This window comes from Bacillus sp. AFS098217, assembly GCF_002551815.1.
Taxonomy (GTDB): Bacteria; Bacillota; Bacilli; order Bacillales; family Bacillaceae_G; genus Bacillus_A.
In genome coordinates, this window is record NZ_NVPR01000036.1 from 1 (window position 1) to 26,769 (window position 26,769).

Annotated in this window: 23 protein-coding genes and 2 pseudogenes; 20 read left to right on the plus strand and 5 right to left on the minus strand. The window is 36.7% G+C overall.

Annotation, left to right across the window (positions count from 1 at the left end):
- From COO03_RS26980 to COO03_RS10560, 3 genes are all read left to right on the plus strand, one after another.
- Positions 1-402, plus strand: a 402-nt coding sequence (locus tag COO03_RS26980; RefSeq protein ID WP_218923011.1) for a hypothetical protein, incomplete at its 5' end; no start/stop codon positions are given.
- Between the two features lie 351 nt (positions 403-753).
- Entirely contained in the window at positions 754-1,203 is a 450-nt protein-coding gene (locus tag COO03_RS10555) for a LytTR family DNA-binding domain-containing protein (protein WP_097897141.1), read from the plus strand.
- A 4-nt stretch (positions 1,204-1,207) separates the two neighbouring features.
- Positions 1,208-1,621, plus strand: a complete 414-nt coding sequence (locus COO03_RS10560; protein WP_097897142.1) for a DUF3021 domain-containing protein — start codon at positions 1,208-1,210, stop codon at positions 1,619-1,621.
- Positions 1,622-1,780: 159 nt separating this feature from the next.
- Here COO03_RS10560 and COO03_RS10565 read toward each other — a convergent pair whose 3' ends face one another.
- Positions 1,781-2,941, minus strand: a complete 1,161-nt coding sequence (locus COO03_RS10565; RefSeq protein WP_097897143.1) for a chromate transporter — start codon at positions 2,939-2,941, stop codon at positions 1,781-1,783.
- A gap of 225 nt (positions 2,942-3,166) precedes the next feature.
- Here COO03_RS10565 and COO03_RS10570 point away from each other — a divergent pair, with 225 nt between their 5' ends.
- Positions 3,167-3,580, plus strand: coding sequence for a CHRD domain-containing protein (locus tag COO03_RS10570; protein ID WP_097897144.1), 414 nt, complete (start codon positions 3,167-3,169; stop codon positions 3,578-3,580).
- A gap of 150 nt (positions 3,581-3,730) precedes the next feature.
- On the opposite strand, the gene COO03_RS10575 is transcribed toward COO03_RS10570, so the two are convergent.
- On the minus strand, positions 3,731-4,468 hold the full coding sequence (locus COO03_RS10575) for a polysaccharide deacetylase family protein (RefSeq protein WP_097897145.1): 738 nt from the start codon (positions 4,466-4,468) through the stop codon (positions 3,731-3,733).
- 197 nt (positions 4,469-4,665) lie between these two features.
- On the minus strand, positions 4,666-5,739 hold the full coding sequence (locus COO03_RS10580; protein ID WP_097897146.1) for a glycosyltransferase family 4 protein: 1,074 nt from the start codon (positions 5,737-5,739) through the stop codon (positions 4,666-4,668).
- Positions 5,740-6,363: 624 nt separating this feature from the next.
- Here COO03_RS10580 and COO03_RS10585 point away from each other — a divergent pair.
- Together COO03_RS10585 and wecB are read left to right on the plus strand one after the other, a co-directional pair.
- Positions 6,364-6,511 (plus strand): annotated as a pseudogene (locus COO03_RS10585) (UDP-glucose 6-dehydrogenase); the annotation flags it as partial.
- Positions 6,512-6,609: 98 nt separating this feature from the next.
- Positions 6,610-7,728, plus strand: coding sequence for a non-hydrolyzing UDP-N-acetylglucosamine 2-epimerase (gene wecB, locus COO03_RS10590; RefSeq protein ID WP_097897147.1), 1,119 nt, complete (start codon positions 6,610-6,612; stop codon positions 7,726-7,728).
- Positions 7,729-7,774: 46 nt separating this feature from the next.
- On the opposite strand, the gene COO03_RS10595 is transcribed toward wecB, so the two are convergent.
- Together COO03_RS10595 and COO03_RS10600 are read right to left on the minus strand one after the other, a co-directional pair.
- Positions 7,775-8,971 carry an LCP family protein gene (locus COO03_RS10595; protein ID WP_097897148.1) on the minus strand — a complete coding sequence of 399 codons (1,197 nt, stop codon included), beginning with the start codon at positions 8,969-8,971 and terminating at the stop codon, positions 7,775-7,777.
- A gap of 102 nt (positions 8,972-9,073) precedes the next feature.
- A complete protein-coding gene (locus tag COO03_RS10600; RefSeq protein WP_097897149.1) occupies positions 9,074-9,712 on the minus strand; it encodes a YigZ family protein in 639 nt (212 codons plus the stop codon).
- Positions 9,713-9,953: 241 nt separating this feature from the next.
- On the opposite strand from COO03_RS10600, the gene COO03_RS10605 reads away from it, so the two are divergent.
- From COO03_RS10605 to COO03_RS10675, 14 genes and pseudogenes are all read left to right on the plus strand, one after another.
- Positions 9,954-10,796, plus strand: coding sequence for a DegV family protein (locus COO03_RS10605; RefSeq protein WP_097897150.1), 843 nt, complete (start codon positions 9,954-9,956; stop codon positions 10,794-10,796).
- Positions 10,797-10,961: 165 nt separating this feature from the next.
- The gene (locus tag COO03_RS10610) at positions 10,962-11,276 is read left to right on the plus strand and encodes a winged helix-turn-helix transcriptional regulator (RefSeq protein WP_097897171.1); all 315 of its coding nucleotides are present in this window, start codon (positions 10,962-10,964) and stop codon (positions 11,274-11,276) included.
- 240 nt (positions 11,277-11,516) lie between these two features.
- Positions 11,517-12,912 (plus strand): annotated as a pseudogene (locus tag COO03_RS10615) (C40 family peptidase).
- 123 nt (positions 12,913-13,035) lie between these two features.
- Entirely contained in the window at positions 13,036-14,385 is a 1,350-nt protein-coding gene (locus COO03_RS10620; RefSeq protein WP_276308062.1) for a DEAD/DEAH box helicase, read from the plus strand.
- A complete protein-coding gene (locus tag COO03_RS10625) occupies positions 14,385-15,089 on the plus strand; it encodes a ComF family protein (protein WP_097897152.1) in 705 nt (234 codons plus the stop codon). Before COO03_RS10620 ends, COO03_RS10625 begins: the two co-directional genes overlap by 1 nt.
- Positions 15,090-15,215: 126 nt before the next feature.
- Positions 15,216-15,413: a cold shock protein CspC gene (gene cspC / locus COO03_RS10630; protein WP_097897153.1), complete on the plus strand. Its 198-nt coding sequence runs from the start codon at positions 15,216-15,218 to the stop codon at positions 15,411-15,413.
- 653 nt (positions 15,414-16,066) lie between these two features.
- Positions 16,067-16,609: a ribosome hibernation-promoting factor, HPF/YfiA family gene (hpf, locus tag COO03_RS10635; RefSeq protein WP_097897154.1), complete on the plus strand. Its 543-nt coding sequence runs from the start codon at positions 16,067-16,069 to the stop codon at positions 16,607-16,609.
- 322 nt (positions 16,610-16,931) lie between these two features.
- Positions 16,932-19,442, plus strand: a complete 2,511-nt coding sequence (gene secA, locus COO03_RS10640; RefSeq protein ID WP_097897155.1) for a preprotein translocase subunit SecA — start codon at positions 16,932-16,934, stop codon at positions 19,440-19,442.
- A 208-nt stretch (positions 19,443-19,650) separates the two neighbouring features.
- Positions 19,651-20,752 (plus strand): peptide chain release factor 2 gene (gene prfB, locus COO03_RS10645; protein WP_097897156.1). Its coding sequence is split into 2 segments (ribosomal slippage): positions 19,651-19,722 and positions 19,724-20,752, totalling 1,101 coding nucleotides; the frame shifts between segments, so codons are not numbered across the junction.
- Positions 20,753-21,201: 449 nt separating this feature from the next.
- The gene (cccB, locus tag COO03_RS10650; protein WP_097897157.1) at positions 21,202-21,525 is read left to right on the plus strand and encodes a cytochrome c551; all 324 of its coding nucleotides are present in this window, start codon (positions 21,202-21,204) and stop codon (positions 21,523-21,525) included.
- 617 nt (positions 21,526-22,142) lie between these two features.
- Positions 22,143-22,829 (plus strand): cell division ATP-binding protein FtsE, encoded by a 687-nt coding sequence (gene ftsE, locus COO03_RS10660; protein ID WP_097897159.1) that lies wholly within the window; start codon positions 22,143-22,145, stop codon positions 22,827-22,829.
- Positions 22,819-23,712 carry a permease-like cell division protein FtsX gene (gene ftsX / locus COO03_RS10665; protein WP_097897160.1) on the plus strand — a complete coding sequence of 298 codons (894 nt, stop codon included), beginning with the start codon at positions 22,819-22,821 and terminating at the stop codon, positions 23,710-23,712. The genes ftsE and ftsX overlap by 11 nt, the downstream gene beginning before the upstream one ends.
- 118 nt (positions 23,713-23,830) lie before the next feature.
- The gene (locus tag COO03_RS10670; RefSeq protein ID WP_097897161.1) at positions 23,831-25,267 is read left to right on the plus strand and encodes a S41 family peptidase; all 1,437 of its coding nucleotides are present in this window, start codon (positions 23,831-23,833) and stop codon (positions 25,265-25,267) included.
- Between the two features lie 93 nt (positions 25,268-25,360).
- The gene (locus COO03_RS10675) at positions 25,361-26,563 is read left to right on the plus strand and encodes a PDZ domain-containing protein (RefSeq protein WP_097897162.1); all 1,203 of its coding nucleotides are present in this window, start codon (positions 25,361-25,363) and stop codon (positions 26,561-26,563) included.
- The last annotated feature ends 206 nt before the right edge of the window (positions 26,564-26,769 follow it).

Here is a 26,769-nt window from a genome sequence, read left to right on the forward strand (position 1 = left end):
TTCTCAGGTGGTGGTGGGTCCATAAAAGTGATGTTAGTAGGGTTCTCAGGTGGTGGTGGATCCATAAAAGTGATGTTAGTAGGGTTCTCAGGTGGTGGTGGATCCATAAAAGTAATGTTAGTAGGGCTCTCAGGTGGTGGCGGATCCATAAAAGTGATGTTAGTAGGATTCTCAGGTGGTGGTGGATCCATAAAAGTAATGTTAGTAGGGTTCTCAGATGATGGATTAATACTTGTAGCAGCTGAAGCGTTGCTAAAACCGAATGCTGGAAGTGCTAATAAGGCCACCGCAGGTAATACAAATAATTTTTTTTTCATAAAAAAACTCCCCTCAATTTGTATTCTTTTTAATTATCTGAAAATTTGTAATAAAATTCAATGTAATTCAGGTGGTATAACTTGAAAAATAAATAACAGAAAATTCAATAAAATAATGAGGTAAGGAGCCTATTTGTTGAAACTATAACAGATAGACTCCGTATTCTATATGAGCTGTAAAGGGACAGTAGAGTAGATGGTCCAGTTTTTAGAGAGCCGGTACATTTTAATGAATGCAATTACTGTGAAGGGACTAGCAAGCGAATGTGTAGCGTTATATAAGAAAATGGCAGCAGAAGAATGAAACCTTGCGTGTGCAAGGTTTTTTGTGCTTGAAAAAGGGTTAGTTATGACAAAAACAAAACCACTTATGTAGCAATCTATATCTTTTTTTCAAATATATGTAAAAATAAAAGTGTAAAGGGGGTGGGAATCATTGAAAATCCACATTGAATTAGACCCATCACAAGATGAGATAGAGATTATTGTAAAGACAAAAGAAGTAACAGATGAAATTCACCATCTTGTAAAAAGGATAGAAGGGGGGAGTGTGAGACAAATTGTAGGAGTTCTAGAGCAGCAATATTATTTGTTAGAACTAAAAGATATTTATTGGTTTTATGCTGAGGGAAGAAAAGTGATGGCACAGACAACGAAGGGAAGACTTGAAGTAAAGTCGAGGTTGTATGAGCTAGAAACAAGGCTACAAGATGATCGCTTTGCACGATTTTCAAAATCGATATTAGCAAATTTACAGCATGTAACGAGCTTTGAAATGTCGTTTAGCGGAAGTATGTGTGCTCACTTTTCAAATGGAATGAAAGAGTACGTTTCGAGAAAATATGTACCATTTATTAAAGCAGCTTTAAATATAGGAGGAGGTTAGAAATATGGTTACATTATTTGATAGAATTGGCGGCAAGGTGCTTTCTGGAATGGCGATGGCAATGTTTTATAGCCTATTGTTTTTAGGGATTGGTTATGTAAAAGGGATGGAGAATATAGAGGTAAAAACACTACTTGTTTATCTTGTTACAGCAAATATTGTCGGGCTGATTTTTTCATTTGCGTCCTTTGTGTTTGAGAAGGAAGAATGGAGCATCTTAAAACAAACAATGATTCATTTCATTATTTTGTTGGGCACATTTTTACCAATTGCTATTTGGATTGGCTGGGTTCCGAATCATCTCGTTCCGATTCTTATTTGTATAGGTAGCTTTATCGTTGTTTATTCCATTATATGGCTTACGATGACAATCTATTGGAAGAAAAAAATTGAGGACTTGAATAATGGACTGAAATAAGATGTTGTGTTCTGTTGAATACTCGATATACGAAAATAAGCCAATATGGCTTATTTTTTTGGTTTAAACACAACTAAACACGAATCTATTTTCATACAGATATGGGTTAAAAGTGTGTTGTTTTAAAATACACTATTTGAAGGCGGTAACTTTGTATGGCTAGATAATATAAAGAATATAGCCACTTAAAGCGCCAAGAATAACAATGATCCATGGAGGTGCTTTCCAAAATGCTAATAGACAAAATAAGAGAGAAGCGATGACAAAGTCAACCGTACTCATAATGGAACTTGTCCAAATGGGGTTGTAAAAAGCTGATAATAAAATACCAACAACAGCAGCGTTAATGCCGAGGAGTGCACCTTGTACATATGAACAGCGTCTAACTTGATCCCAAAATGGTAATATGCCAATGACGAGTAAGAATGCTGGGAGAAAGATAGCAATTGTCGCAAGGATAGCTCCTAGTGTCCCATCCAGTACAGCTCCTATGTAAGATGCAAATGTAAAAAGAGGGCCTGGTACAGCTTGCGTTAAGCCGTATCCTGCTAGAAATTGCTCTTTTGTCATCATGCCATTTAATACAAATTCATTTTCAAGAAGAGGAAGAACGACATGTCCTCCGCCAAACACGAGTGAGCCAGAGCGATAGAAACTATCAAACATGGCAATCCAGTGCGAAAATGGTCGTAATATTGGTAACAGGAATAATAAACTAAAAAATAGTAAGAGGCATGAGGTGGCAGTTATACGTGAAACAGGAATATGTGTTTTGCTAGCAGGTGGAATTTCATGCTTACAATATAAGAGCCAACCGATAAGACCAGCAAGTAGAATAAGTGCAACTTGCGTCAAAGCACTTGGAAATAACAATGCAATTGTAGCAGTAATAATCGCGATTGTTGTTCGGTTCCGGTCCGGTGTTAATTTCTGTGCCATTCCCCATATCGCATGGGCAACAATCGCTACTGCTACAAGTTTTAACCCATGAATCCAGCCAGCTTCCTCCATATGAAATTGCTGGAGTAGTGAAGCGAAAAAGACAAGAACGAGAACTGATGGGAGTGTAAAGCCAACCCAAGCAACTACAGCTCCAAGGAGTCCTCCGCGGGATAAACCGATGCCGATTCCAACTTGGCTACTTGCAGGACCAGGAAGGAATTGACAGAGTGCCACTAAATCTCCATAGCTTCGCTCATCCATCCATTTTCGTTTTTGTACATATTCGTGATGGAAGTACCCGAGATGAGCCGTAGGTCCACCAAAAGAAGTGAATCCTAGTTTAGTTGATACGAGAAAAATTTCAAATATTGTTTTCAAAGTGAACCTCCCTAGGAAATTTTAAATATACGTGCATTATACAAGAAGTGGTTATGTAGAAGGAATGGTTGTTATGTAAAGCTTTTGTAAATATTTTTGAAGAGAAGTAAAATACTTTCAAGAAAGCGAAGTTGAAAAAGTCATAATTTATTATGTCCTAGTAATAAATTAGTTAAAGGGGTACCTAAAGTAAGGTGAAATTTATATAAGGAGAATGTTGCTCGTATGAAAAAACATTTCTTTGCTCGGCTAAAAGGAGAGATGGAAGTACCTCCTGTAAATACAAAGGCTTATGGTGTAACAGAACTTGTTTTTAATAATGATTTAACAAAAATATATTATAGAATTATATTGAAAAACATTGAGAAAGTTACATCATGTCAGATTCATTTAGGAAAAAAGAATCAGATAGGTCCAGAAGTTTTATTTTTATACGGACCTGTAAGGCACGGGATTAGCGTGAATGAAGGGATAATTACAGGTGTGGTAACGATTGAAGACCTAGAAGGGCCTTTGCAAAGAAAGATATTTGAGAATCTTATTGAAGAGATAGATCATGAAAATGCATATATAAATGTTCATACAAAGAGATTTGAAAAGGGAGAAATACGGGGAAGGGTGGAGGAGGTAAAGAGCTAGGAATATGAAATAAATAAAAACGTCTGTGAAGTTGAAATTTCACAGGCAGTCTTTAATCCCACCATTTTTTGTGGGGGATTTTTTATCACTCTTTAAACACAAAAATGGGAAGAGAAAAAACAAACAGCTCTAGTATATATACTAAAGCTGTTACAATCTTGTGTCCTTCCAAAAGTTCACCTCTAAGTGAGAGGAAGGATTGTAAGCAAGAAGTGTATAACCTTTTGCTTGAAGATAGTCAATTACCTTTGGAAGGATTTTTACAGTGACACTAGAATCATGCATTAAAATGACTTCTACTTGTTCGTTGCTTTGGTTCATAACCCGATCCAGTATAGCAGAAGGATTATCATAGCTTTTCCAGTCATATGTATCGATCGTCCAATCCCACATTTTGTACTGAGCGGAAACAAGTGCATCACGATAATTCTTTTTTAAATACGGCATACTGCCATATGGAACGCGAACAAGATGTGTATCTAAATTTGTTACTTGCTGGACGATTGTTTGAGCTTGCTCCATTTCAGAAATTAAAGCAGATGGATCGCCAGTATATAGACGTTTTACATCATGAGACATACTATGCAGCCCAATATAATGTCCTTCCCCAATTAAGCGTTTCATCGTTTGCGGGTAATGTGATACTTTTCCACCAATAACAAAGAAGGTTGCTTTTCCGTGCTTTTGTTTTAAGATGTTTAAAATTTGTGATGTGTATTTATTTGGTCCATCATCAAATGTTAAGTACGCAATTTTTTGCGGAACAGAAGCAGTCTGAGTAGTAGAACGATGTTCAAGTGGAGAGTTAGTCGCTGCTTCAGTATAAGATGTCGTACATGTAGTCATGACTAAAAATATGATAATACATTGAAATACTTGCTTGATCATAACACTCACCCTCAGTTTAACAATCAAAGATGTAAGAAGGCAGCGAGAGACGTTTCTCATTATCTTCTTTATATGTATAGCTTTCTCCAATAGAAGCACTCTCAAACAAACTATATTATGGAAATGAAAAATAGCATCCTCTCTTAAAAGAAAGGATGCTATTTGAATATTTCATAGTAATAAAGGCTATACTACAATTATTCTTCGCGTTTTTTCACTTTTTTATAGAAGGAAATAATTGGTTTATAACGTTCGTGCACAAGACCGATTATTTCTGCCACGATTTCAGTAAAGAAAATCAAGACAAACAGAAGAATAATGGATAACCATAATGTTGCGCTAGTGAAAATGATTGCATTTACGCTAAAGAAAATACCAAATGCGTAAATGATAAGTACCGTTGCACGGTGAGAGAAGCCCATTGCCAACAGACGGTGATGTAAATGCGACTTATCTGGTGCAGAAATTGGTTTCTTATTCACAATGCGTCTGATAATCGCAAATGTTGTATCAAAGATAGGAACACCTAAAATGATGATGGGAACAAGGAAACTGAATAACGTTACACTTTTGTATAATCCGAGTAACGATAAAACAGATATACAATATCCTAAAAATAGCGCACCTGTATCTCCCATGAAAATTTTTGCTGGATGGAAGTTATAGAATAAAAATCCAAGTGTACTTGCAAGTGCAATAAGTGCTAGTGGCAGAATGATTACAGCACCGGTACCCATAGGGCTTGTAAAGGCCATATATGCTAACGTTGCAAGAACGATGGATGAAATTCCAGCGGATAATCCGTCTAGTCCATCAATTAAGTTAATGGCGTTTGTAATACCGACAATCCAAAATACTGTAATTGGGTATGCAAGGATACCAAGTTCAGTATCTCCTAAGATTGGAATATACAACACCTGTACTAATAATCCACTTTTTACAATGAGTATAGCAACTAATAATTGTCCACCGAATTTTACCTTCGCTGATAATTCATACATATCATCTAAAATACCGATGATGACGATGATAACAGCACCTAAGCTTATTGATAGCATTCTTTGCTCATATAATCCACTAACAATAAATCCTACAGCTACACCGATGAAAATTGCCAGTCCACCTAGACGAGGCATTATTTTTTGGTGTACTTTACGTGCGTTTGGCTTATCTGTTGCTCCGATCTTAAATGCTAATTTGATAACGAAAGGAGTAACGACTAGTACAGTAATGAAAGATGCCAAAACTGCATAAATCACTTGTGAGTCCATTAATACCCCACCTCTTATATTTTAACTTAATTTTTAAAGAAGTTATCTGAAAATTATGATGTTTGTTTGCAGGCTCATAACATATGGTATCACAAAAAGATTAGAATTCAATCTTTTTTTCTATTCACTGTAATTGGAAATGAATAAAATATATGACAAATCTATGATGAATGTGCTCTCAAGAGAGAAGGTTACAAAATCTTTACAATAGTATATGGTATAAACATTTTTCATTTAAATTGCAATCGAATAGAAGGATCCTCCTAGCAGCCTTTTTCCTGTACATTGATAGGGGAGTATTGCCTATAAGTGACTATGAATAGGAATGATCGATACAAAAGTTTATTTACTATAAGTGTTTCACGTTAAAATACGTACGTTTCACGTTAAAATATGGAAATGAATATGTAAAGTGCAAATGTACGCTGGAAATGGCATGAAAAACTGAATCATATTCTTTTACAAAATCTTAAAAAAAGAAAGAAAAACCCCTTTCATATAATAAAGAAGTATCTCATTGTTTTTCATTTAAAGAGATACACGTATGTCTTATTTTGAAGTGAAAAAAAAGTATCCTGTGCAAAAAAACGAATGAAGTAATCATAGGAGCTAGTGCGGTGTTTATTAGAAAGGTATGTAACGCTTATGAGGGAACCTATTTTATTTGATGGGAGAAATTGTTATACTGTTGAGGACGTTGCGAAACATAGATTGGATTACTACTCTGCTTGGAAGAGAGAGCATTTGTAATCGTAATGTTTCTATCGTCTAGTTAGGACACTTTCTTTTGTCCGGCTGTATTCTCATATATAATGACAGTGTAACAATAACAGCATATATTGTAATTAGTGAAAGAAAAGAGGCAGTGAAATGACTGAACGTTTAAAAGTAATGACGATTTTTGGAACACGTCCAGAAGCGATAAAAATGGCACCTCTTGTGTTAGAGTTGCAAAAGCATTCTGAGAAAATTGAGCCAATTGTGACAGTAACAGCGCAGCATCGTCAAATGTTAGATCAAGTGCTGAATATCTTTGGTATTACACCAGACTTTGATTTGAATATTATGAAAGATCGTCAAACTTTAATTGATATTACAACACGTGGTTTAGAAGGTCTAGATAAAGTAATGAAGGAAGCGAAACCTCATATTGTTCTTGTTCATGGTGATACAACAACGACATTTATTGCGAGCCTTGCAGCCTTTTATAATCAAATTCCAGTAGGACATGTTGAAGCAGGACTTCGCACATGGGATAAATATTCTCCATATCCAGAAGAAATGAACCGTCAATTAACAGGTGTAATGGCAGATCTTCATTTCTCTCCTACAACAAAATCAGCAACGAACTTACAAAAAGAGAATAAAGATGAAGCACGTATTTTTGTAACAGGAAATACAGCGATTGATGCACTTAAAACAACTGTAAAAGAAACATACAGTCATCCAGTATTAGAGAAGCTTGGAAATGATCGTCTTATACTTATGACAGCGCATCGCCGTGAAAACTTAGGTGAGCCAATGCGCAACATGTTCCGCGCTATTAAACGTCTTGTTGACAAACACGAAGATGTACAAGTTGTGTACCCGGTTCATATGAATCCTGTTGTTCGTGAAACAGCCAACGAAATTTTAGGAGACCATAATCGTATTCATTTAATTGAGCCGCTAGACGTAATTGATTTCCATAATGTTGCAGCTCGTTCATACTTAATGCTAACAGACTCTGGTGGTGTACAAGAGGAAGCTCCGTCTCTTGGTGTACCAGTTCTTGTTCTTCGTGATACGACAGAACGTCCAGAAGGCATTGAAGCAGGTACATTGAAATTAGCAGGTACAGATGAGGAAACAATCTTTACACTTGCTGATGAATTGTTATCAAATAAAGAAGCGCATGACAAAATGGCACAAGCATCTAACCCTTACGGTGATGGTCGTGCGTCAGAGCGTATCGTAGAAGCGATTTTACAATACTTTAATAAAAAGTAAGTAAAAAGAGCCGATTCCTATAAGAATCGGCTCTTTTTATTTGTTTTTACTGATGATTTCGCATAATCCATTCTGCATGGGCGTTTGTAGATGCAGATGGTATTGTTGGTTTTTTATTTTCAGTAGATTCTTTTTTAGAATTTGTACTAGAGTGTGAATTTGCAGATTCATTTTTACTTGAATCTGTATTTTCATTTGAACTTGTATTTGTGTTTTCGTTTGAATCTGTACTTGTATTTGTATTTGTGTTTGTATTAGTTGTAGAATCTGTTTGCGGATCTCCTTTTCCAATGTTTTTCAGAATGGTATTATGAACTGTCTGAACACTCATCTCATCTGGAAGGAAGTAATAGATACCATCTATTTTTTTATCTTCACCTTCTAACTTAAGTGTTTCGATATTAGCAGGATCAAATCCAGAAAATTTATTGTAAAGGGCGAGTCCGTCAGATATAGGAATATCAGTTTTTACATATTTTCCAATTACTGTTGTTAAATCTTTAATTTTAAATACTGTTGAAGTGGAATTCAACTTGTGTACAACAGCAGCGAGCACTTGACGTTGTCTTGCCGCACGGCCGTAATCTCCATTTGGATCTTGTTTTCGCATGCGAACATAAGCAAGTGCTTCTTCCCCGTTCAAATCTTGTTTGCCTTGCTTAAAGTTAATTTTCTTGTCGTAGTCTATATCAGAGCGTTCCCAGAAATCAAAAGGAACATCTACTGTAACACCGCCAACGGCATCAACAATGCCTTTAAATCCTTGGAAGTCAATTTTAAGATAGTGATCGACAGGAACTTTTAAAAAGTTTTCGACAGTATCTATCGCCATCTTTTCTCCGCCGTAAGCATGCGCCGCATTGATTTTATCTTTTTTATTCTTTCCTGCAATCGTAACCCGAGAGTCACGTGGAATGCTCATGAGGGAAACTTTTTGAGATTTTGGATCCACTGTTGCAATCATAAGAGAATCGGTACGACCATTTTTTCCATCGGTTGCATAATCTTCAATTCCCATAATGAGAATAGTGAAAGGCTCTTTCGTAATTTGAACTTCTTCTGTTCGTAATTTGGACTTATCACGTGTAAAGCCACTATACATCCCCATGAGAGAAGAATAGGAATTAAACATATAAAGTCCTACGCTACCAAGTAAACATGCGAAAATAAGGAATATGAAAAGTTTACGTCTTCGCTTCTTTTTAACTCTTCTTTTCTGGAGATGATAATAACGATCTTCCATATATAATCTCCTTTTAATTTGTAAGGTATTATTTTCAGTTATTCTATCGCAAGATCGGGAGGGAGAATAACTTGATTTGTCATTGATAATAGGAATGTAGGTTTATTGCGGAACATCTTGCTCTAAATACAACATATTGTCCTCTTCAATTGTACATTTCCCATTTGTTAGCTCAATCATCCAATTTGTGAAATTGTGCTTTTGGTCTTCCTCTACGTAAATATCAAATGTCACGTTTTCTAGATAATGTATATCTTTAATCGCGTACTTTGAGTGGCGTAATTCGTTTTCAACTTTGCCAAGTAACGTATAGTCAATCTCTGTCTTCATAACGCGCATTAGTTTGCGTTCTACAACACCTACGTGACGAATTCCTTCACTTGTACATTTTCCATATGCACGAATTAAACCGCCGGCACCAAGTTTAATGCCACCAAAATAACGTGTAACGACAACAACTATATCTTTCAAATCGCGTTTTTTTAGTACTTCTAACATTGGTACGCCAGCTGTACCGCTCGGTTCACCATCATCATTCGCCTTTTGAATTTGATTTTGTTCACCAATTAAATAAGCAGAACAGTTATGTGTCGCATTCCAGTGCTGCTTTTTTATTTTTTGGATAAACTCTTGAGCCTCTTCTTCTGTTGTGGCTCGGCTAATATAGCAAATAAATTTTGATTTTTGAATGACAATTTCGTGCTCACCGTAGCCTTTGATTGTTAAATATTGTAATAGCAATGGTATACGCCCCTATCTTTCAAAATGCTTAGTACTTTACATTGTAAAAGGGGGAGTTTTTAGATTCAAACATTTTTTACAAACATATTATAATTTGTAAGATAAATTCAGTGTCTTTGTTGTAAATTGTCGAGACATTTATTATAATTTTAAGCCAGCATTCTCCTACATTAATGCACCTTTTCTAGTTTTCGTGTAAAATTAGGGAATAAAAACTTTTTTTTATAAGGTAGGTACGAAAATGAGAACAGCTATTGTTACTGATAGTACAGCATATATACCAAGGCATATTCGTGAAGAACTCGATATACATATGATTCCATTAAATGTAGTTTTTGGGACGGAATCTTATCAAGAAGAAACAGAGATTACAGCGGATGATTTTTATGTAAAAGTACGTGAGCAGGAAGAACTTCCTAAGACTTCTCAACCAGCAATTGGAAAATTTGTAGAGCTATTTGAGGAATTAGCGAAAGAATATGACGCTGTTATTAGTATCCATCTTTCAAGTGGGATTAGTGGTACATATCAAACAGCAACAACAGCCGGGCAGATGGTCCAAGGAATTGACGTATATACGTATGATTCTGAAATTAGTTGTGAAGTACAAGGGTTTTATGTTCGTGAAGGTGTAAGAATGGCAAGTGAAGGAAAAACACCTGAAGAAATTTTGGCGCGATTTGATGAAATGAAGCAAACAATAGATGCGTATTTTGTTGTAGATGATTTACATCATTTACAGCGAGGCGGTCGCTTAAATAGTGCGCAGGCTTTTATTGGTAGCTTGCTACAAGTAAAGCCGGTTTTATATTTTAGAGATAAGATTATTATTCCATTTGAAAAAATTCGCACACGCAAAAAAGCATTAAAGCGCATTGTTGAAATTTTTGATGAGCAGGCAAGTAAAGGTGTACCGATGGAAGCTGTTATTATTCATGCGAATCGCGAAGAGGAAGCGAAAGCGTGGCAGCAAGAATTACAAGAAGAATACCCTCATGTTACAATCCGCATTAGTTATTTTGGTGCTGTAATTGGTACACATTTAGGCGAAGGTTCACTTGGTTTAGGTTGGTATACAAAATAATAAAGATGTAAAAGCTCTCTGTTTGAAGAGAGTTTTTTTACGGTGGGTATCTATTTGACAAGTTAATATTTGGAAGTGATAAAATGTACATAATCTTAAATGAGGAAAGTTTTATTGCTTATTTTTTATAAGAAACTATTTTATAATAAAGGTGAGGTGAAACATATGGAGCATAATTCTTGTTTATGTCCAAAGTTTGAATCGGCTTTTACACTGCTTAGTAAGAAGTGGACAGGTTTAATTATTAAATCTTTACTAGAAGAGCCGAAGCGTTTTAGAGAAATCGCTGATATTATTCCAAATATGAGTGATCGTATGTTGTCGGAACGTTTAAAGGAATTAGAGAGCGAAGGTATCGTTGTACGTAACGTTTATCCAGAAGTACCTGTTAGAATCGAATATGGGCTAACAGATAAAGGGAAAGCATTGGAAAGCGTTATGAATGAAGTCCAAAGTTGGGCTGAAAAATGGGTGGATTAAAGTTAAGTTGTGCTTCGTGAGGTTTTCTATATCGAGAAAAAACGCAGGGGAAATTCCTCTGCGTTTTTTTATCCCGCAACAGCCCGAATTGTGAGGACTAATAATCAGTGAGGATGAAGAAATCCCCACTGATTAAAGTTTTATTTTATGTAACAAGCGAATGAGAATTGCATGAAAAAATAGTGTGTTTTTCTTAAGATTCTGCAAATAAATACAGAATTAGAGCGATTTTGTCATAGGATTACAAAGAAAATATTACATTTATTTTACAAAAACGTAACATTGATAAAAAAACTCCCGAATTATGGTATAAATTTTAGTAGATTATATTCGGAAAAAGAAAAAAAGAAAGCGGTGTAAAAACAAAATGAAAAAGCTAAAGATGGCCTCTTGCGTATTAGCTGCAGGAATGATGTTTTCAGTAGTAACACCAAGTGTATTTGCAGAAAATATGAACGATGTAAAAACACAAATTAACGCACAAAATGACACTTTACATAAACAACAACAAGAACGTGATGAACTTCAAAAACAAATGAATGACTTAAATAAAACAATTCAAGGTTTAGATAAGTCTGTTCAAGAAAATGTAGCAAAGCTTGATGAAACAACAAAAAAAGTTGCAGAAACAGAGCAATTAATCGAGAAAAAGAATAAAGATATCGCAGAGTTACAAACAAAAATTGCAAAACGTGAAGATTTATTAAGAAAGCGTTTAGTAGCACTTCAAGAACAACCAAACACGAATGTTGTAACAGAGGTTGTTGTAAACTCTAAAAACCTTGCAGATTTAGTAGATCGCTTAACTTCTGTTTCTAAAATTCTTGCATCTGATGAAGATATCATGAAAACACAACAAGACGATCAAGCAGCTGTGAAAAAAGATGTTGAAACGGTTAAAGTAAAACAAAAAGAATTAAAAGAAGCACAAGCACAAATCGAAACTGCAAAGAAAGAACTTGACGCTGAAAAAGCGAAAAAACAAGAAGCAGTAACTGATTTAAATGGCAAAATGGATACTGTTGTAAACAATATGACAAGCACAGAAGGTCAATTGAAAGAGCTTGAAAAACAAGCATTATACTTACAACAATTAGCTGAAAAAGAAGCGCAAGAAAAAGCGGCACAAGAAACAGCTGCTAAGAAACAAGCAGAGCAAGCTCAGCAGCCGGCACAACCAGCTGCTCCAGCAAATAATGGTGGACAAGCTGCAAAAGAGCAACCTAAGAAAGAACAATCAAAACCTGCTCCAGCACCAAAACCTGCTCCAGCACCAGTATCTGATGATGGTGGCGGTAATCTAGGTGTAATTGGAAAAGCGAAGAAATATTTAGGTGTTCCATATGTATTCGGTGGTGCATCTCCAAGTGGATTTGACTGCAGTGGATTTATCTCTTATGTATATGGAGTAGGACGTCAAGATGTTGCTGGTTACTGGAACTCAGTTTCTAGAGTAAGTAGCCCACAACCAGGAGATTTAGTGTTCTTCCAAAACACATATAAATCAGGTCCATCACATATTGGTATCTACGTTGGTAATGGACAAATGATTCACGCTGGTGATAGTGGTATTGGATACTCTAACTTAAGCAGCAGCTACAATCAAAGCCATTTCCTAGGTTATGGTAGATTCTAGGATTTGAATGATATAAAACATGTGTATAAAGTCGATAGCTTACTATTTTATAAGTAGGTTATCGGCTTTTTTGATTTTTTACGAGATAACGAGAAGGAATTATAGTAGAGCTGGGGGTGCTTGATGATGCTAGCAGGAAGGCAAATGCTACTAGAAGAACTTTCGTTATCGAAGGATGAACTAGAGTTTTTAGAAAGACGAGGAGATATTTCTTTAGCAAAAGGGATAATTAAGAAATCTTCACGCTCTGTATGTCAGCGCTGTGGAAATACAGAGCAGCGGTTATTTGCATCGTTTTTATGTAAAAGGTGCAATCAAATGTGTACGTATTGCCGAAAATGTATCACGATGGGGCGAGTGGGAGAATGTACAATGATTGTTCGAGGCACTCGTGATATAGAAAGAGAGTTCCTGTCACAACCTTTACAGTGGGAGGGAAAGCTATCACCTGGGCAGGAAATAGCAGCAAATGGCGTAACAGAAGCAGTGCGCCAAAAAGAATCTTTTTTTATATGGGCGGTATGTGGTGCTGGTAAGACAGAGATGTTATTTTATGGTATCGAAGAGGCACTTAAAAAGGGAGAGTGCGTTTGTATTGCGACGCCTCGGACTGATGTCGTGCTGGAATTGGCTCCCCGGTTACAAACCGTTTTTCCAAATGTATCAGTTGCGGCACTGTATGGTGGTAGTCTAGATCGTGAAAAGGAAGCGAAACTTATCATATCCACAACGCATCAGTTGCTTCGTTATTATAGGGCATTTGATGTCATGATTGTAGATGAGATTGACGCCTTTCCGTATGCGATGGACAAAATGTTACATCATGCGGTAGAGCAAGCAAGTAAAGAGAGAGCCGCACGTATTTATTTAACTGCGACCCCAGAAGAGAAGTGGAAACGTAATATTCAAAGTGGTAAACAAAAAGGTGTCATTATTCCAGGACGTTATCATCGTCATCCTTTGCCAATTCCTAAGTTTTGGTGGTGCGGTGATTGGAAAAAGTTACTCAGACGTAAAAAAATTCCCCGTGCGTTACTACAATGGTTAAACATATATCTAGATAAACAATATCCTATTTTTTTATTTGTTCCCCACGTGCGCTACGTAGACGAAGTATGTTTATTATTAAGAGAATTAGATGATCGAATTGAAGGTGTTCATGCGGAAGATCCAAAGAGAAAAGAAAAAGTAGCGGCTTTTCGTAAAGGAGATATTCCACTATTAGTAACGACAACCATTTTGGAGCGTGGTGTAACAGTTGCAAATCTACAAGTAGCTGTGTTAGGTGCAGAAGATGTTATTTTTTCAGAAAGTGCACTTGTTCAAATTGCTGGCCGCGTTGGCAGGAGCTCTCGTGAACCGGATGGGGATATTCTCTATTTTCATTATGGAAAAACAGAAGCAATGATTCGTGCAAAAAAGCATATTCAATTTATGAATAAGAAGGCGAAGCAACAAGGGGTGATAGATTGATGCATTGTCTACTTTGTGATGATTACATTTCTGAGGCTGCTAGCTGGTATTCTTTTTTTATTCAGTCACAAAAGCGGTACATATGCGATCAGTGTGAACGAAAGCTTTCCTATATTATAGGAGAAATTTGTGATGATTGCGGTCGGCCGTTTGCTTTTCTTGATCAGGAATATAGAGAAGGAGATATATGCAAAGATTGTGTTAGGTGGAGAGAAGAAGGGAGATTCAGATTGATAAAGAATCGATCTGTATATGTTTATAATGATGGAATGAAGGAAATATTAGCCCAGTTTAAGTTTCGAGGAGATGCGGAGCTTGTACGGATTTTTTATACAAATTTTGCAGCAGCATTTCTAAAGTATTTTTCAAATTATGAGGCCGTCCTTCCAGTTCCGCTTAGTAGGGAACGAGAATATGAACGCGGCTTTAATCAGGCGGAGCTATTAGCATCTTGTTTGCCAATACAAATTTTGCAAACGTCTTTAAGTAGACATGAGACGGAAAAACAGAGCAAAAAAAAGCGTGTAGAAAGACTTTCGGCAGCAAACCCCTTTTACTTTCGAGAAGAGGAAATGTTCGCTGGGAAGCATCTTTTACTCGTTGATGATGTGTATACGACAGGGATTACGGTTAGGCAAGTTGGACAGCTTTTGTATGATGCGGGGGCTCAAAGTGTTTCAAGCTTGACGCTGTGCCGCGGGTAATATGTGTATGTCGAAAGATACAATAAAAAGACGACAAGTCTTCTTTGACTGGATATGTTGTCATTCAGTATAGTCAAATTATAGGGCAAATGTCCTGATTTTTAGAGTGAAGGGAATGGAACGAACATGCAAGGAAGAGTAAAGTGGTTCAATGCAGAAAAGGGATTTGGGTTTATTGAGCGCGAAGATGGTGATGATGTTTTTGTCCATTTTTCTGCAATTCAGCAAGATGGATATAAGTCATTAGAAGAAGGTCAAAATGTAGAATTTGATATTGTAGATGGAGCGCGTGGACCGCAAGCAGCGAATGTTGTGAAATTATAATTTTTGAATGAATCGTTTTGTGAGAAACATAGAGCTGCGTATGTGGTGGCGGTTTATATATATTTAATTTGATCCTCCAACATAAAAATTGCGGCTATAAAGAAAAGAAGGAGACTGCTACTCATTGTCTCCTTCTTTTTTTACATGGCATGGGGATAAAAAGGGCCCTGACCGCTACTATTCATGGGGGGATGTTACTTCCCACTGAAAGCTTAGAATTTATGCCGAAATTCAATTTATAAATTGAATTTTGATTTGCTAGTATGTACATTACGGCTATGAAAAACAAAAGGAGACTTCCGCTCATCATCTCCTTCTGTTTTCGCATGGCATGGGGCTAAAAAAAGTCCTGACCGTTTCTATCCAAGGGTGGATGCTCTCCCCCACCTAAAAGAAATGGTTTTAAGTCGTTTATTACTATTATTGAAAACGTTGTCGAAAAGTTGTTTCTTTTCTGTAACGAATTGTCCACACTTATATTCGTTAATTACAATGTAAATAGGGTAAAATAAAAATAGAAACGATGCATCTTTTCTTTTCAACAAAAAACGATAAAAAAATTGCAATTTCGCTAACTTTTTTTAAAAAGTTAGAAGGAATTTTTAAGCCGTTGTCGAAACAGTATACATAGGCTTGAAAGGAGGAATTCATCTATGAAATTCAACATTCGTGGTGAAAATATTGAAGTAACTCCAGCATTAAAGGATTATGTAGAAAAAAAGCTTGGTAAACTAGAGCGTTATTTTGATACATTCCCAGAGATTAAAGTTAATTTAAAAGTATACTCTGACAAGCAGCGTGTCGAGGTAACAATTCCATTTACAGATTTATTACTTCGTGCAGAAGAAACTCATAGCGATATGTATGCTGCAATTGATTTAGTAGTAGATAAAATTGAGCGACAAATTCGTAAACATAAAACAAAGGTGAATCGTAAATTACGTGAAAAAGGTTCTCCTAAAAATGCATTTATTCTTACAGAGCCGGTGGCGGTTCAAGAAGAAGTGCAAGAGGATGAATTAGAACTTGTACGTACAAAACGATTTGATTTAAAACCAATGGACGTTGAAGAAGCTATTTTACAAATGGATATGTTAGGTCATAACTTCTTCGTCTTCACAAATGCGGATACAAATGAAACTAATGTTGTATATGGCCGCAAAGATGGAAAATATGGATTAATTGAAACAAAATAATAAGTCGAAAGCGTAGCTGTAAAAGGCTACGCTTTTTTATTTTCATGAAAGTGAGTTGTTTTTCCATATAAAGGTTGGGTAAAACTTTGTAATAGGACCCTATTAATCAAAGCTTTCCTTAATTTAGGATTGACATTTGGACGATTGTTGTCATAGTTATAAGACAAGTGTTACAATTATCATTAGGTGTATACATGTTGTTTTTTAATTAGGAGAAAAATTGGCAGAAAATAAATTTGCTTTTTATAACGACTGATTGCTGAATAGAAAGATAGAGCACAATCGGAAGTTTTATTTTAATAAAAAGAGGAGCGTATTTCCTATGATCGGTATTTTAAAAAAGGTATTTGATGTAAACCAACGCCAAATTAAACGTATGCAGAAAATGGTGGACCAAATAGAGGCGTTAGAAGCATCTATACAGCCATTAACTGACGAACAATTAAAAGGGAAAACAGTTGAGTTCAAAGAGCGCCTGACAAAAGGCGAAACAGTAGACGATCTGCTACCAGAAGCTTTTGCGGTTGTTCGTGAAGCGGCAACGCGTGTTCTTGGTATGCGTCCATACCCTGTTCAGCTAATGGGTGGTATTGCCTTGCATGAAGGGAATATCTCTGAGATGAAAACTGGTGAAGGTAAAACATTAACATCTACTTTACCAGTATATTTGAATGCTTTAACAGGTAAAGGTGTTCACGTTGTTACAGTCAACGAATATTTAGCACAGCGTGATGCTAATGAAATGGGACAACTTCATGAATTCCTTGGTTTAACAGTAGGAATTAACTTAAATAGTATGTCACGTGAGGAAAAACAAGTTGCTTATGCTGCTGATATTACGTACAGTACAAATAATGAGCTAGGATTCGATTACTTGCGTGATAACATGGTGCTATATAAAGAGCAGCGCGTTCAGCGTCCACTTCACTTTGCGATTATTGATGAAGTCGATTCCATCTTAGTCGATGAAGCGCGTACGCCGCTTATTATTTCTGGACAAGCACAAAAATCAGCAGAATTATATATGTTTGCAAATGCATTTGTTCGTACGTTAGAAAATGAAAAAGATTATTCATTTGACGTGAAAACGAAAAATGTCATGTTAACAGAAGATGGGATTACTAAGGCAGAAAAAGCCTTCCATATTGAAAACTTATTCGATTTAAAACATGTTGCACTTCTTCATCATATTAATCAGGCGCTTCGTGCACACGTTGTCATGCACCGCGATACAGATTATGTGGTACAAGAAGGGGAAATTGTTATTGTCGACCAATTCACTGGTCGTCTTATGAAAGGCCGCCGCTATAGTGAAGGATTGCACCAAGCAATTGAAGCAAAAGAAGGCGTAGAAATTCAAAATGAAAGCATGACACTTGCGACCATTACATTCCAAAATTACTTCCGTATGTATGAAAAGTTATCGGGTATGACTGGTACGGCGAAAACGGAAGAAGAAGAATTCCGTAACATTTATAATATGCATGTTATTGTGATTCCAACAAACAGACCAATCGTTCGTGATGACCGTGCTGATTTAATTTTCAAAACAATGGAAGGAAAGTTCAATGCGGTTGTGGATGATATTGTAAACCGTCATAAACAAGGACAACCGGTTCTTGTTGGTACGGTTGCGATTGAAACGTCTGAGCTTATTTCAAAAATGTTAACACGTAAAGGTGTACGCCATAACATTTTGAATGCGAAAAACCACGCGCGTGAAGCAGATATTATTGCAGAAGCAGGCTTTAAAGGGTCTGTAACGATTGCAACAAACATGGCTGGTCGTGGTACGGACATTAAGCTAGGTGAAGGTGTAAAAGAAGCTGGTGGCTTAGCAGTTATCGGCACAGAGCGTCATGAAAGCCGTCGTATTGATAATCAGTTACGTGGTCGTTCTGGACGCCAAGGAGACCCTGGTGTAACACAGTTCTACTTATCTATGGAGGATGAACTGATGCGCCGCTTTGGCTCTGATAATATGAAAGCAATGATGGATCGCCTTGGTATGGATGATTCTCAACCAATCGAAAGTAAAATGGTTTCCCGTGCTGTGGAATCTGCACAAAAACGTGTAGAAGGAAACAACTATGATGCACGTAAACAACTTCTGCAATATGATGATGTCCTTCGTCAACAACGTGAAGTGATTTATAAACAACGTCAAGAAGTAATGGAATCTGAAAACTTACGCGGTATTATTGAAGGTATGATGAAATCTACTGTAGACCGTGCTATTGCTCTTCATACGCAAGAGGAAATTGAAGAGGATTGGAACATCAAAGGTCTTATTGACTACTTAAATACAGGCCTTCTTGAGGAAGGCGATGTGAAAGAAGAAGAATTACGTCGCCTTGCGCCAGAAGAAATGAGCGAACCAATCATGGCCAAATTAATAGGGCGCTATGATGCAAAAGAAAAGCTTTTACCGGAAGAACAAATGCGTGAATTCGAAAAAGTTGTTGTATTCCGCGTTGTAGATACGAAGTGGATGGATCATATCGATGCGATGGATCACCTTCGCGAAGGTATTCATTTACGTGCTTACGGTCAAATTGACCCACTGCGTGAATATCAAATGGAAGGATTCGCGATGTTCGAGGCAATGATTGCTTCTATTGAAGAAGAAATTTCTCGTTACATTATGAAAGCAGAAATCGAACAAAACCTAGAGCGACAAGAAGTAGCGCAAGGTGAAGCGGTTCGTCCAACAGATAGTGGTGAAGAAGCAAAAAAGAAACCGGTCGTAAAAGGTGAGCAAGTTGGGCGTAACGATTTATGTACATGCGGCAGTGGTAAAAAATATAAAAACTGCTGTGGTATTGGGAAATAAAGAAAAGCGAGGTCACCGAGTATGCTAGCCGCCAGAGCTAGATAAAAAAGTGAAGCTTACGGTTTTATCCACAACTTTCCAATCTAAAAATGGAAAGTTGCAGGGAATATCCATATAATAAAAAGGACTAGACTCTCTCTGTAACAAGCGGGGAGAGTTTCCCTTGTTCTCATACAAAAGTAACAGCAATTACATAGAGGTGAAGAAAATGGAATTAGTAGAAATTAGACAAGAATTAGAGAAAATGGCTAAGAGATTAGCGGCTTTTAGGGGGTCTCTTTGACCTTCCTGCAAAAGAAAAACGTATTGCAGAATTAGAAGAAACAATGATGGGCGCAGGTTTTTGGGATGACCAACAAGGTGCGCAAACAGTAATTAACGAAGCGAATGCACTAAAGGATATGGTTGGGAAGTTTCGTCAATTAGATGAAACGTTTGAAAATTTAGAAGTGACACATGAACTTTTAAAAGAAGAATATGATGAGGATTTACATGAAGAGTTAGAATCTGAAGTGAAATCTTTAATTCAAGAAATGAATGAGTATGAGCTTCAGTTATTATTAAGCGATCCTTATGATAAAAATAATGCTATTTTAGAACTGCACCCAGGTGCGGGGGGAACAGAGTCACAAGACTGGGGCTCTATGCTATTGCGCATGTACACAAGATGGGGTGAGAAGCGCGGATTTAAAGTGGAGACAGTTGATTATTTACCAGGTGATGAAGCTGGAATCAAGAGCGTTACGCTATTAATTAAAGGACATAATGCTTATGGTTACTTGAAAGCAGAGAAAGGTGTACATCGCCTTGTACGTATTTCACCGTTTGATTCTTCAGGTCGTCGCCATACATCATTCGTATCTTGTGAAGTTGTACCTGAATTCAATGATGATATCGAAATTGAAGTTCGTACGGAAGATTTAAAAATAGATACGTATCGTGCAAGTGGTGCAGGTGGACAGCACGTTAATACGACAGATTCAGCGGTTCGTATCACGCATACACCAACGAATACAGTTGTAACATGCCAATCAGAACGTTCTCAAATTAAAAACCGTGAGCATGCGATGAAAATGCTAAAAGCGAAATTATATCAAAAGAAATTAGAAGAGCAACAAGCGCAGTTAGATGAAATCCGCGGGGAACAAAAAGAAATTGGCTGGGGTAGCCAAATTCGTTCTTATGTATTCCACCCATACTCTCTTGTAAAGGACCATCGTACAAATACAGAGGTTGGTAACGTGCAAGCGGTTATGGACGGCGAAATCGATCCATTTATTGATGCGTATTTACGCTCTCGTATTTCCTAAGAAAAAAGCCAACAGATTGTTGGCATAGATGAGGGAATAGAGGATATAAAGAGGTATACCTTGTCTGTGTATGGATAAGAGAAGGAGGAAGAGAAGTTGGGGTGACAACTTCTCTTTTTGCTAGGATTGGTTTTAGGATACAATGTCGTATATTGTTTTGTAAAAAGCAGAAAATATAAGAACTGAGTTGTAATTGAGAAGAAATTTGTATAGAATTCTTCCTTTCTGTTTTTCAGAAAAAGTTTCTTTGTAAAGATTTAAAGTTGTTCACAGAATTGAAACAATTAGCGAAGGCTTTGCTTCAGTAGGGTTCTTGGTGAATTTGCAAAAAATATCCTATTTATGTTAGTTTTTCTACATTAGGATAATGATTATAATGGTAAGTAAGTACATTATAAAAGTATGGCTATTAATAATAAGAAGAATATCAATAATGGGGAGCGATAGAAGTGAAAAAGAAATTGTTGACTGTTGCATTAGGGACATCATTAATTTTTGCCTTAGGAGCGTGTGGGAAGAAAGAAGAGAGTAAGTCTTCTAGTCAATCTGCAAGCACGGATACTGCAGAAAAAATTTTCCAAAAGAGTTGTGCAGGTTGTCATGCAAGTGATTTATCTGGAGCAACTGGACCGGATTTACGAAAAGTAGGCGGGAAATACGACGCAGCGGATATCGAAAATATTATTAAAAAAGGACGCGGAGCCATGTCACCAGGATTAATTCAAGGTGAGGATGCGAAAAAAGTATCAGAGTGGTTGGCAGAACATAAATAAGAAGAGTAGAAGATTATTCTACATATACATCAATTAAAAAACCGACATAAAATCCCTCTTTTTAGGTGGGAGAGAGCATCCGGCCATGAATAGAAGCGGTCAGGGCCTTTTCCTGCCACATGCGAAGTAAAAACAGAAAGAACAAACGAGTGTAAGTTACTTTTTATTCTGCATAGCAGGGATTTAGATGTTGAAAAATTAAAATGGATTTATATATCTGCGGGAAATAGACAATAAAAAAGCCGAACTGACATTGAGTCTCGTTGCTAAGGTTCTTTCATATAGAAAGCTCTTAAGTATGAGAAGGGAGTCTGCTCGGTTTTTTCGCTTTCATGAATAACAAACACGCAGTTTTCATCTTTTGTACGCTGTAACATAACTGTAACAAAAATGTATCCGAATTGGAAACCGATTGATGTTACAATGTAATTTGTAGAATTTTGATGAAAGATATACATAAAACAGCAGTGGCGATAACGAGAAAGTATGATCACTGTTATTTGACACAATTGGTGATACAACTAGAAGATAAGTGAGAGTGGGAGCTTATGCTTTCATTTTCATATAGACAGACCAAGTATTTCGAAAAAAAATCATTAAGTATTGGGTGATAAATAATGATAAAAATGACGAATGTTTATAAGGAGTATCCAAATGGCATGAAAGCCGTTGCTGGACTCACAGTTAGTATTAAACAGGGTGAATTCGTATACGTAGTTGGACCGAGTGGAGCCGGAAAATCTACATTTATTAAGATGATGTATCGTGAAGAAAAACCAACAACAGGATCTATTAATGTAAATGGCCTTGTCATTGAAACATTGGCAGAGCGAGATGTTCCATATTTTCGTCGCCAGCTAGGGGTAATTTTCCAAGACTTTAAACTGCTACCTAAATTAACGGTATATGAGAATGTTGCGTTTGCATTAGAAGTAATTGAAGAAGAGCCTGATGCAATTCGTGAGCGTGTGACAGAAGTGTTAGGACTTGTAGGTCTTGAAGATCGTGCAGATGCACTTCCAAGTGAACTTTCAGGTGGGGAGCAACAACGTGTGGCGATTGCAAGAGCGATTGTAAATAAGCCAAAGGTTGTAATTGCCGATGAGCCAACGGGTAACTTGGATATTGAAACAGCTCTTGATATTATGAGTATTTTCAAACGTATTAATGAGCGCGGTACAACAATTGTTATGGCAACGCATAACGCAGATATCGTAAATACAATTCGTCATCGTGTAATTGCGATTGAAGGCGGAAAAATTGTTCGAGATGAGATTGAGGGAGGATACGGATATGAAGGCTAAAACCCTTAGTCGACATTTACGAGAAGGTGTAAAAAATCTATCCCGTAATGGATGGATGACGTTTGCTTCTGTAAGTGCAGTAACAGTTACATTATTACTTGTAGGTGTCTTTTTAACAGCGATTATGAATATGAACCATTTTGCGACGAAAGTAGAGCAAGATGTAGAGATTCGTGTACACATTGATCCAGCAGCAAAAGAAGCGGATCAAAAGAAATTAGAACAAGAGATTAATAAGATTTCAAAAGTAGATTCTATTAAATATTCTTCTAAAGAAGATGAATTGAAACGTTTGATTAAAAGTTTAGGTGACAGCGGAAAAACGTTTGAATTATTTGAACAAGATAATCCATTGAAAAACGTATACGTTGTCAAAGCAAAACAACCAACAGATACAGCAGCAATTGCGAAAAAAATTGAAAAAATGCAGTTCGTAAGTAATGTTCAATATGGTAAAGGCCAAGTTGAAAAATTATTTGATACAGTAAAAACAGGTCGTAACATTGGGATTTTGTTAATTGCTGGTCTTTTATTTACAGCGATGTTCTTAATCTCAAATACAATTAAAATTACAATTTATGCACGAAGCACAGAAATTGAAATTATGAAACTTGTAGGTGCAACGAACTGGTTTATTCGTTGGCCGTTCCTGTTAGAAGGTTTATTCTTAGGTATCATGGGTTCAATCATCCCAATTATCGTAATTTTATCTTCTTACAATTCACTGCAAGGTATGTTTAATGAGAAACTTGGCGGAACAATTTTTGAACTGTTACCATATAGCCCATTTGTATTCCAATTAGCTGGTTTATTAATGTTAATTGGTGCATTAATCGGTATGTGGGGAAGTGTAATGTCAATTCGTCGCTTCTTAAAAGTATAAAAAGTTGCAAACATAATTCGTACAAGCTTATCATATAGTAGAAATAGGTAAAGGCATCACACAATGTGTGATGCCTTTTGCTACACCACCTGTGTGTTCTGGAAAGGGGAATTCCGCATTGAAACGTAGAGTTGCGATTATTGGAATGGTTGTTACATTTTTAATTGGTGCTGGCGGGATGTTTGCAGGTATGTATATGTTTGGAATTAATCCAGCGTATGTGACGCAAACAATAACAAAAGATAGTGCTAGCACAGCAAAAGGAAATTTAGCAAAGATTAATGAGGCATATGCACTGATTGATTCGCGTTATGTAGAAGACGTAAAGGACGATAAGCTTGTTGAAGGTGCGATACAAGGGATGTTGTCTACGCTGAAGGACCCTTATTCCACGTATATGGATAAAGAAACAGCGAAGCAGTTTAACCAATCACTTGATCCTGAGCTTGAAGGTATTGGGGCTGAGGTGAACAAAACGGATGGCAAGCTTATTATTGTATCTCCAATTAAAGGTTCACCAGCAGAAAAAGCAGGTGTTAAACCAAATGATCAAATCTTATCGGTAGATGGAAACAGTGTAAAAGATTTATCACGTGAAGAAGCGGTATTAAAGATTCGTGGTAAAAAAGGGACAACTGTTGCGCTTGAAATTAAACGTGAAGGAGTAGCTGACCCGTTAGAGTTTAAAATTAAACGCGAAAAGATTCCAATTTTCACTGTGTTTAGTTCTGTGAAGAAAGAGAATGAGAAAAATATTGGTTATATTCAAATTACATCTTTCTCTGAAAACACAGCGAAAGAATTTAAGGATCAATTAAAAGAACTTGAAAAGAAAGAAATAAAAGGTCTAGTTATTGATGTGCGTGGGAATCCTGGAGGTTATTTAAATAGTGTAGAAGATATACTAGGGTTAATCATGACGGATAAAAAGCCAATGCTGCAAATTGAACAACGAGATGGTGAGAAGAAGAAATTCTCTACTGCGTTAAAAGAAAGAAAGCCATATCCAATTTCAGTATTAGTCGATAATGGAAGTGCTTCTGCTTCTGAAATTTTAGCTGCTGCGCTAAAAGAAGGAGAAGGATATGATTTAGTTGGTGAAAAAACATTTGGTAAAGGTACTGTGCAGCAAGCCGTTCCATTTAAAGATGGCAGTAACATTAAATTAACGATGTTTAAATGGTTAACACCAGATGGCAATTGGATTCATAAAAAAGGCATTGCTCCAACGGTAGAAGTGAAGCAGCCCGATTATTATCATGCAACTCCAATTCAAATTGAGAAGACGCTTTCTTATAATTCAAATGATGTACAAGTAAAAAATGCACAAGAAATGCTGAAAAGTTTAGGATATGTGCCAGGTCGTGAAGATGGATACTTCAGTAAAGAAACAGAATCAGCTCTTAAAGCATTCCAAAATGCAAATGAGATGGAACCAACTGGAGAACTTGATAAAAGGACAGCTGAAGCAATTCAAAATAAAATCATTGAAAAAATTCGTTCTGGCGAAAATGATTTACAATTACAAGCAGCATTAAAATTAATGGCGAAATAAGAAAAAATACAGGCATTTTGTTGCCTGTATTTTTTTATGTGTTAAACAAACGTTTGTTTAGTTGTGATAATATAAAAAGAAAGAATGATATAAATGGTGGTGAATCAGTTCGTGGAGGCGTGGTCTTTTGAGATAATGCGAGCAGTTGGGCGTTTTTTCTTACACCCTGCTGTCTATGTATTTTTGATAAGTAGTATTTTTGTTGGCTACTTACGTATATTACGAGAACGAAAAGATTTTTCTTTTAAAGTATATGATATTTGGTTTGAGCTGCGGACATCCTTATTTTCAGGAGTTGGATATGGTTTGGTTGTGTCCATCATAACAATTGGAGCCGGTCTAGTTGTGTCGCAAGCAAGTATATGGATGATTTTAATTTGGACACTATTATTTGGACTAGCTGCTCAGTATCGATATTTATCGGCAGCGTACACATTTGGTATAGCGATTGTAGCGGTTTTGTTATCTTCTAAGATGCCAATCTCTCTCTTACAGCTTGGAGAAGGAGAAGGGGATACCATTGTATCGCTTGCTATTCTACTTGGCATAATGCTAGTAGTAGAAGGTCTATTAATTTCAAAAAATGCAGTGCGATATTCCACACCAAAAATACGAAAAAGTAAACGTGGTTTAAATATTGGATTACATGAATCAAAACGCTTATGGCTTGTGCCAATTTTTATTCTTGTCCCAGGAGATGCGGTTACGCAGTTCGTTTCATGGTGGCCTGTCGTTTCTGTAGGTTCACAGACGTATTCTTTATTCCTTGTTCCATTTCTAATTGGCTTTATGCGGAACATTAGAAGTTATGAACCGAAGGAAGCATTATTATTTACAGGGAGACGTATATTTGGATTAGCTGCACTCGCTCTCGTTTTAGGTATTGCCAGCTATTGGTGGCATGTGTTAGCGATTGTTGCGATGGGAGCAGCGATGCTTGGTCGCTTTACAATTGCGATGCAGGAGAGAATTGCTGATGAGACGCGTCCAGCATATTTTGCAGTGCGTGATGAGGGATTAATTGTATTAGATACGATTCCGAATACTACTGGTGCTGAAATGAACTTGAAGCCTGGAGAGGTAATTACGAAAGTAAACGGTGTAATTCCGAAAACAACAGAGGAATTTTATGATGCACTACAGTCCAAGACAACGGGGGCATTTTGTAAACTAGAGGTGCTCGATACAAAAGGTGAGCTTCGTCTTGCTCAAACGGCGCTATATGCAGGTGGGCATCATGAATTAGGTATTGTGTTTGTAGAACAGGATCATAAGTGGGATACGGAAGCTGTTTAATGTGATTTTTCATAATTGATTGATAAGGATGGAAGTTTCTCTTTATTTTTTAACTTGATGGCGATGTGCCGTGTCCCTATGACCTTTTGCACGCATCTTGGCGGAGCATATTGAAATGAAAAAGATGGATTATTTGATTAAAGTGTTACTTTAGGTATATATACTATAATATAGACAGAGTAACATGCATGGAAAGGAACGATGAA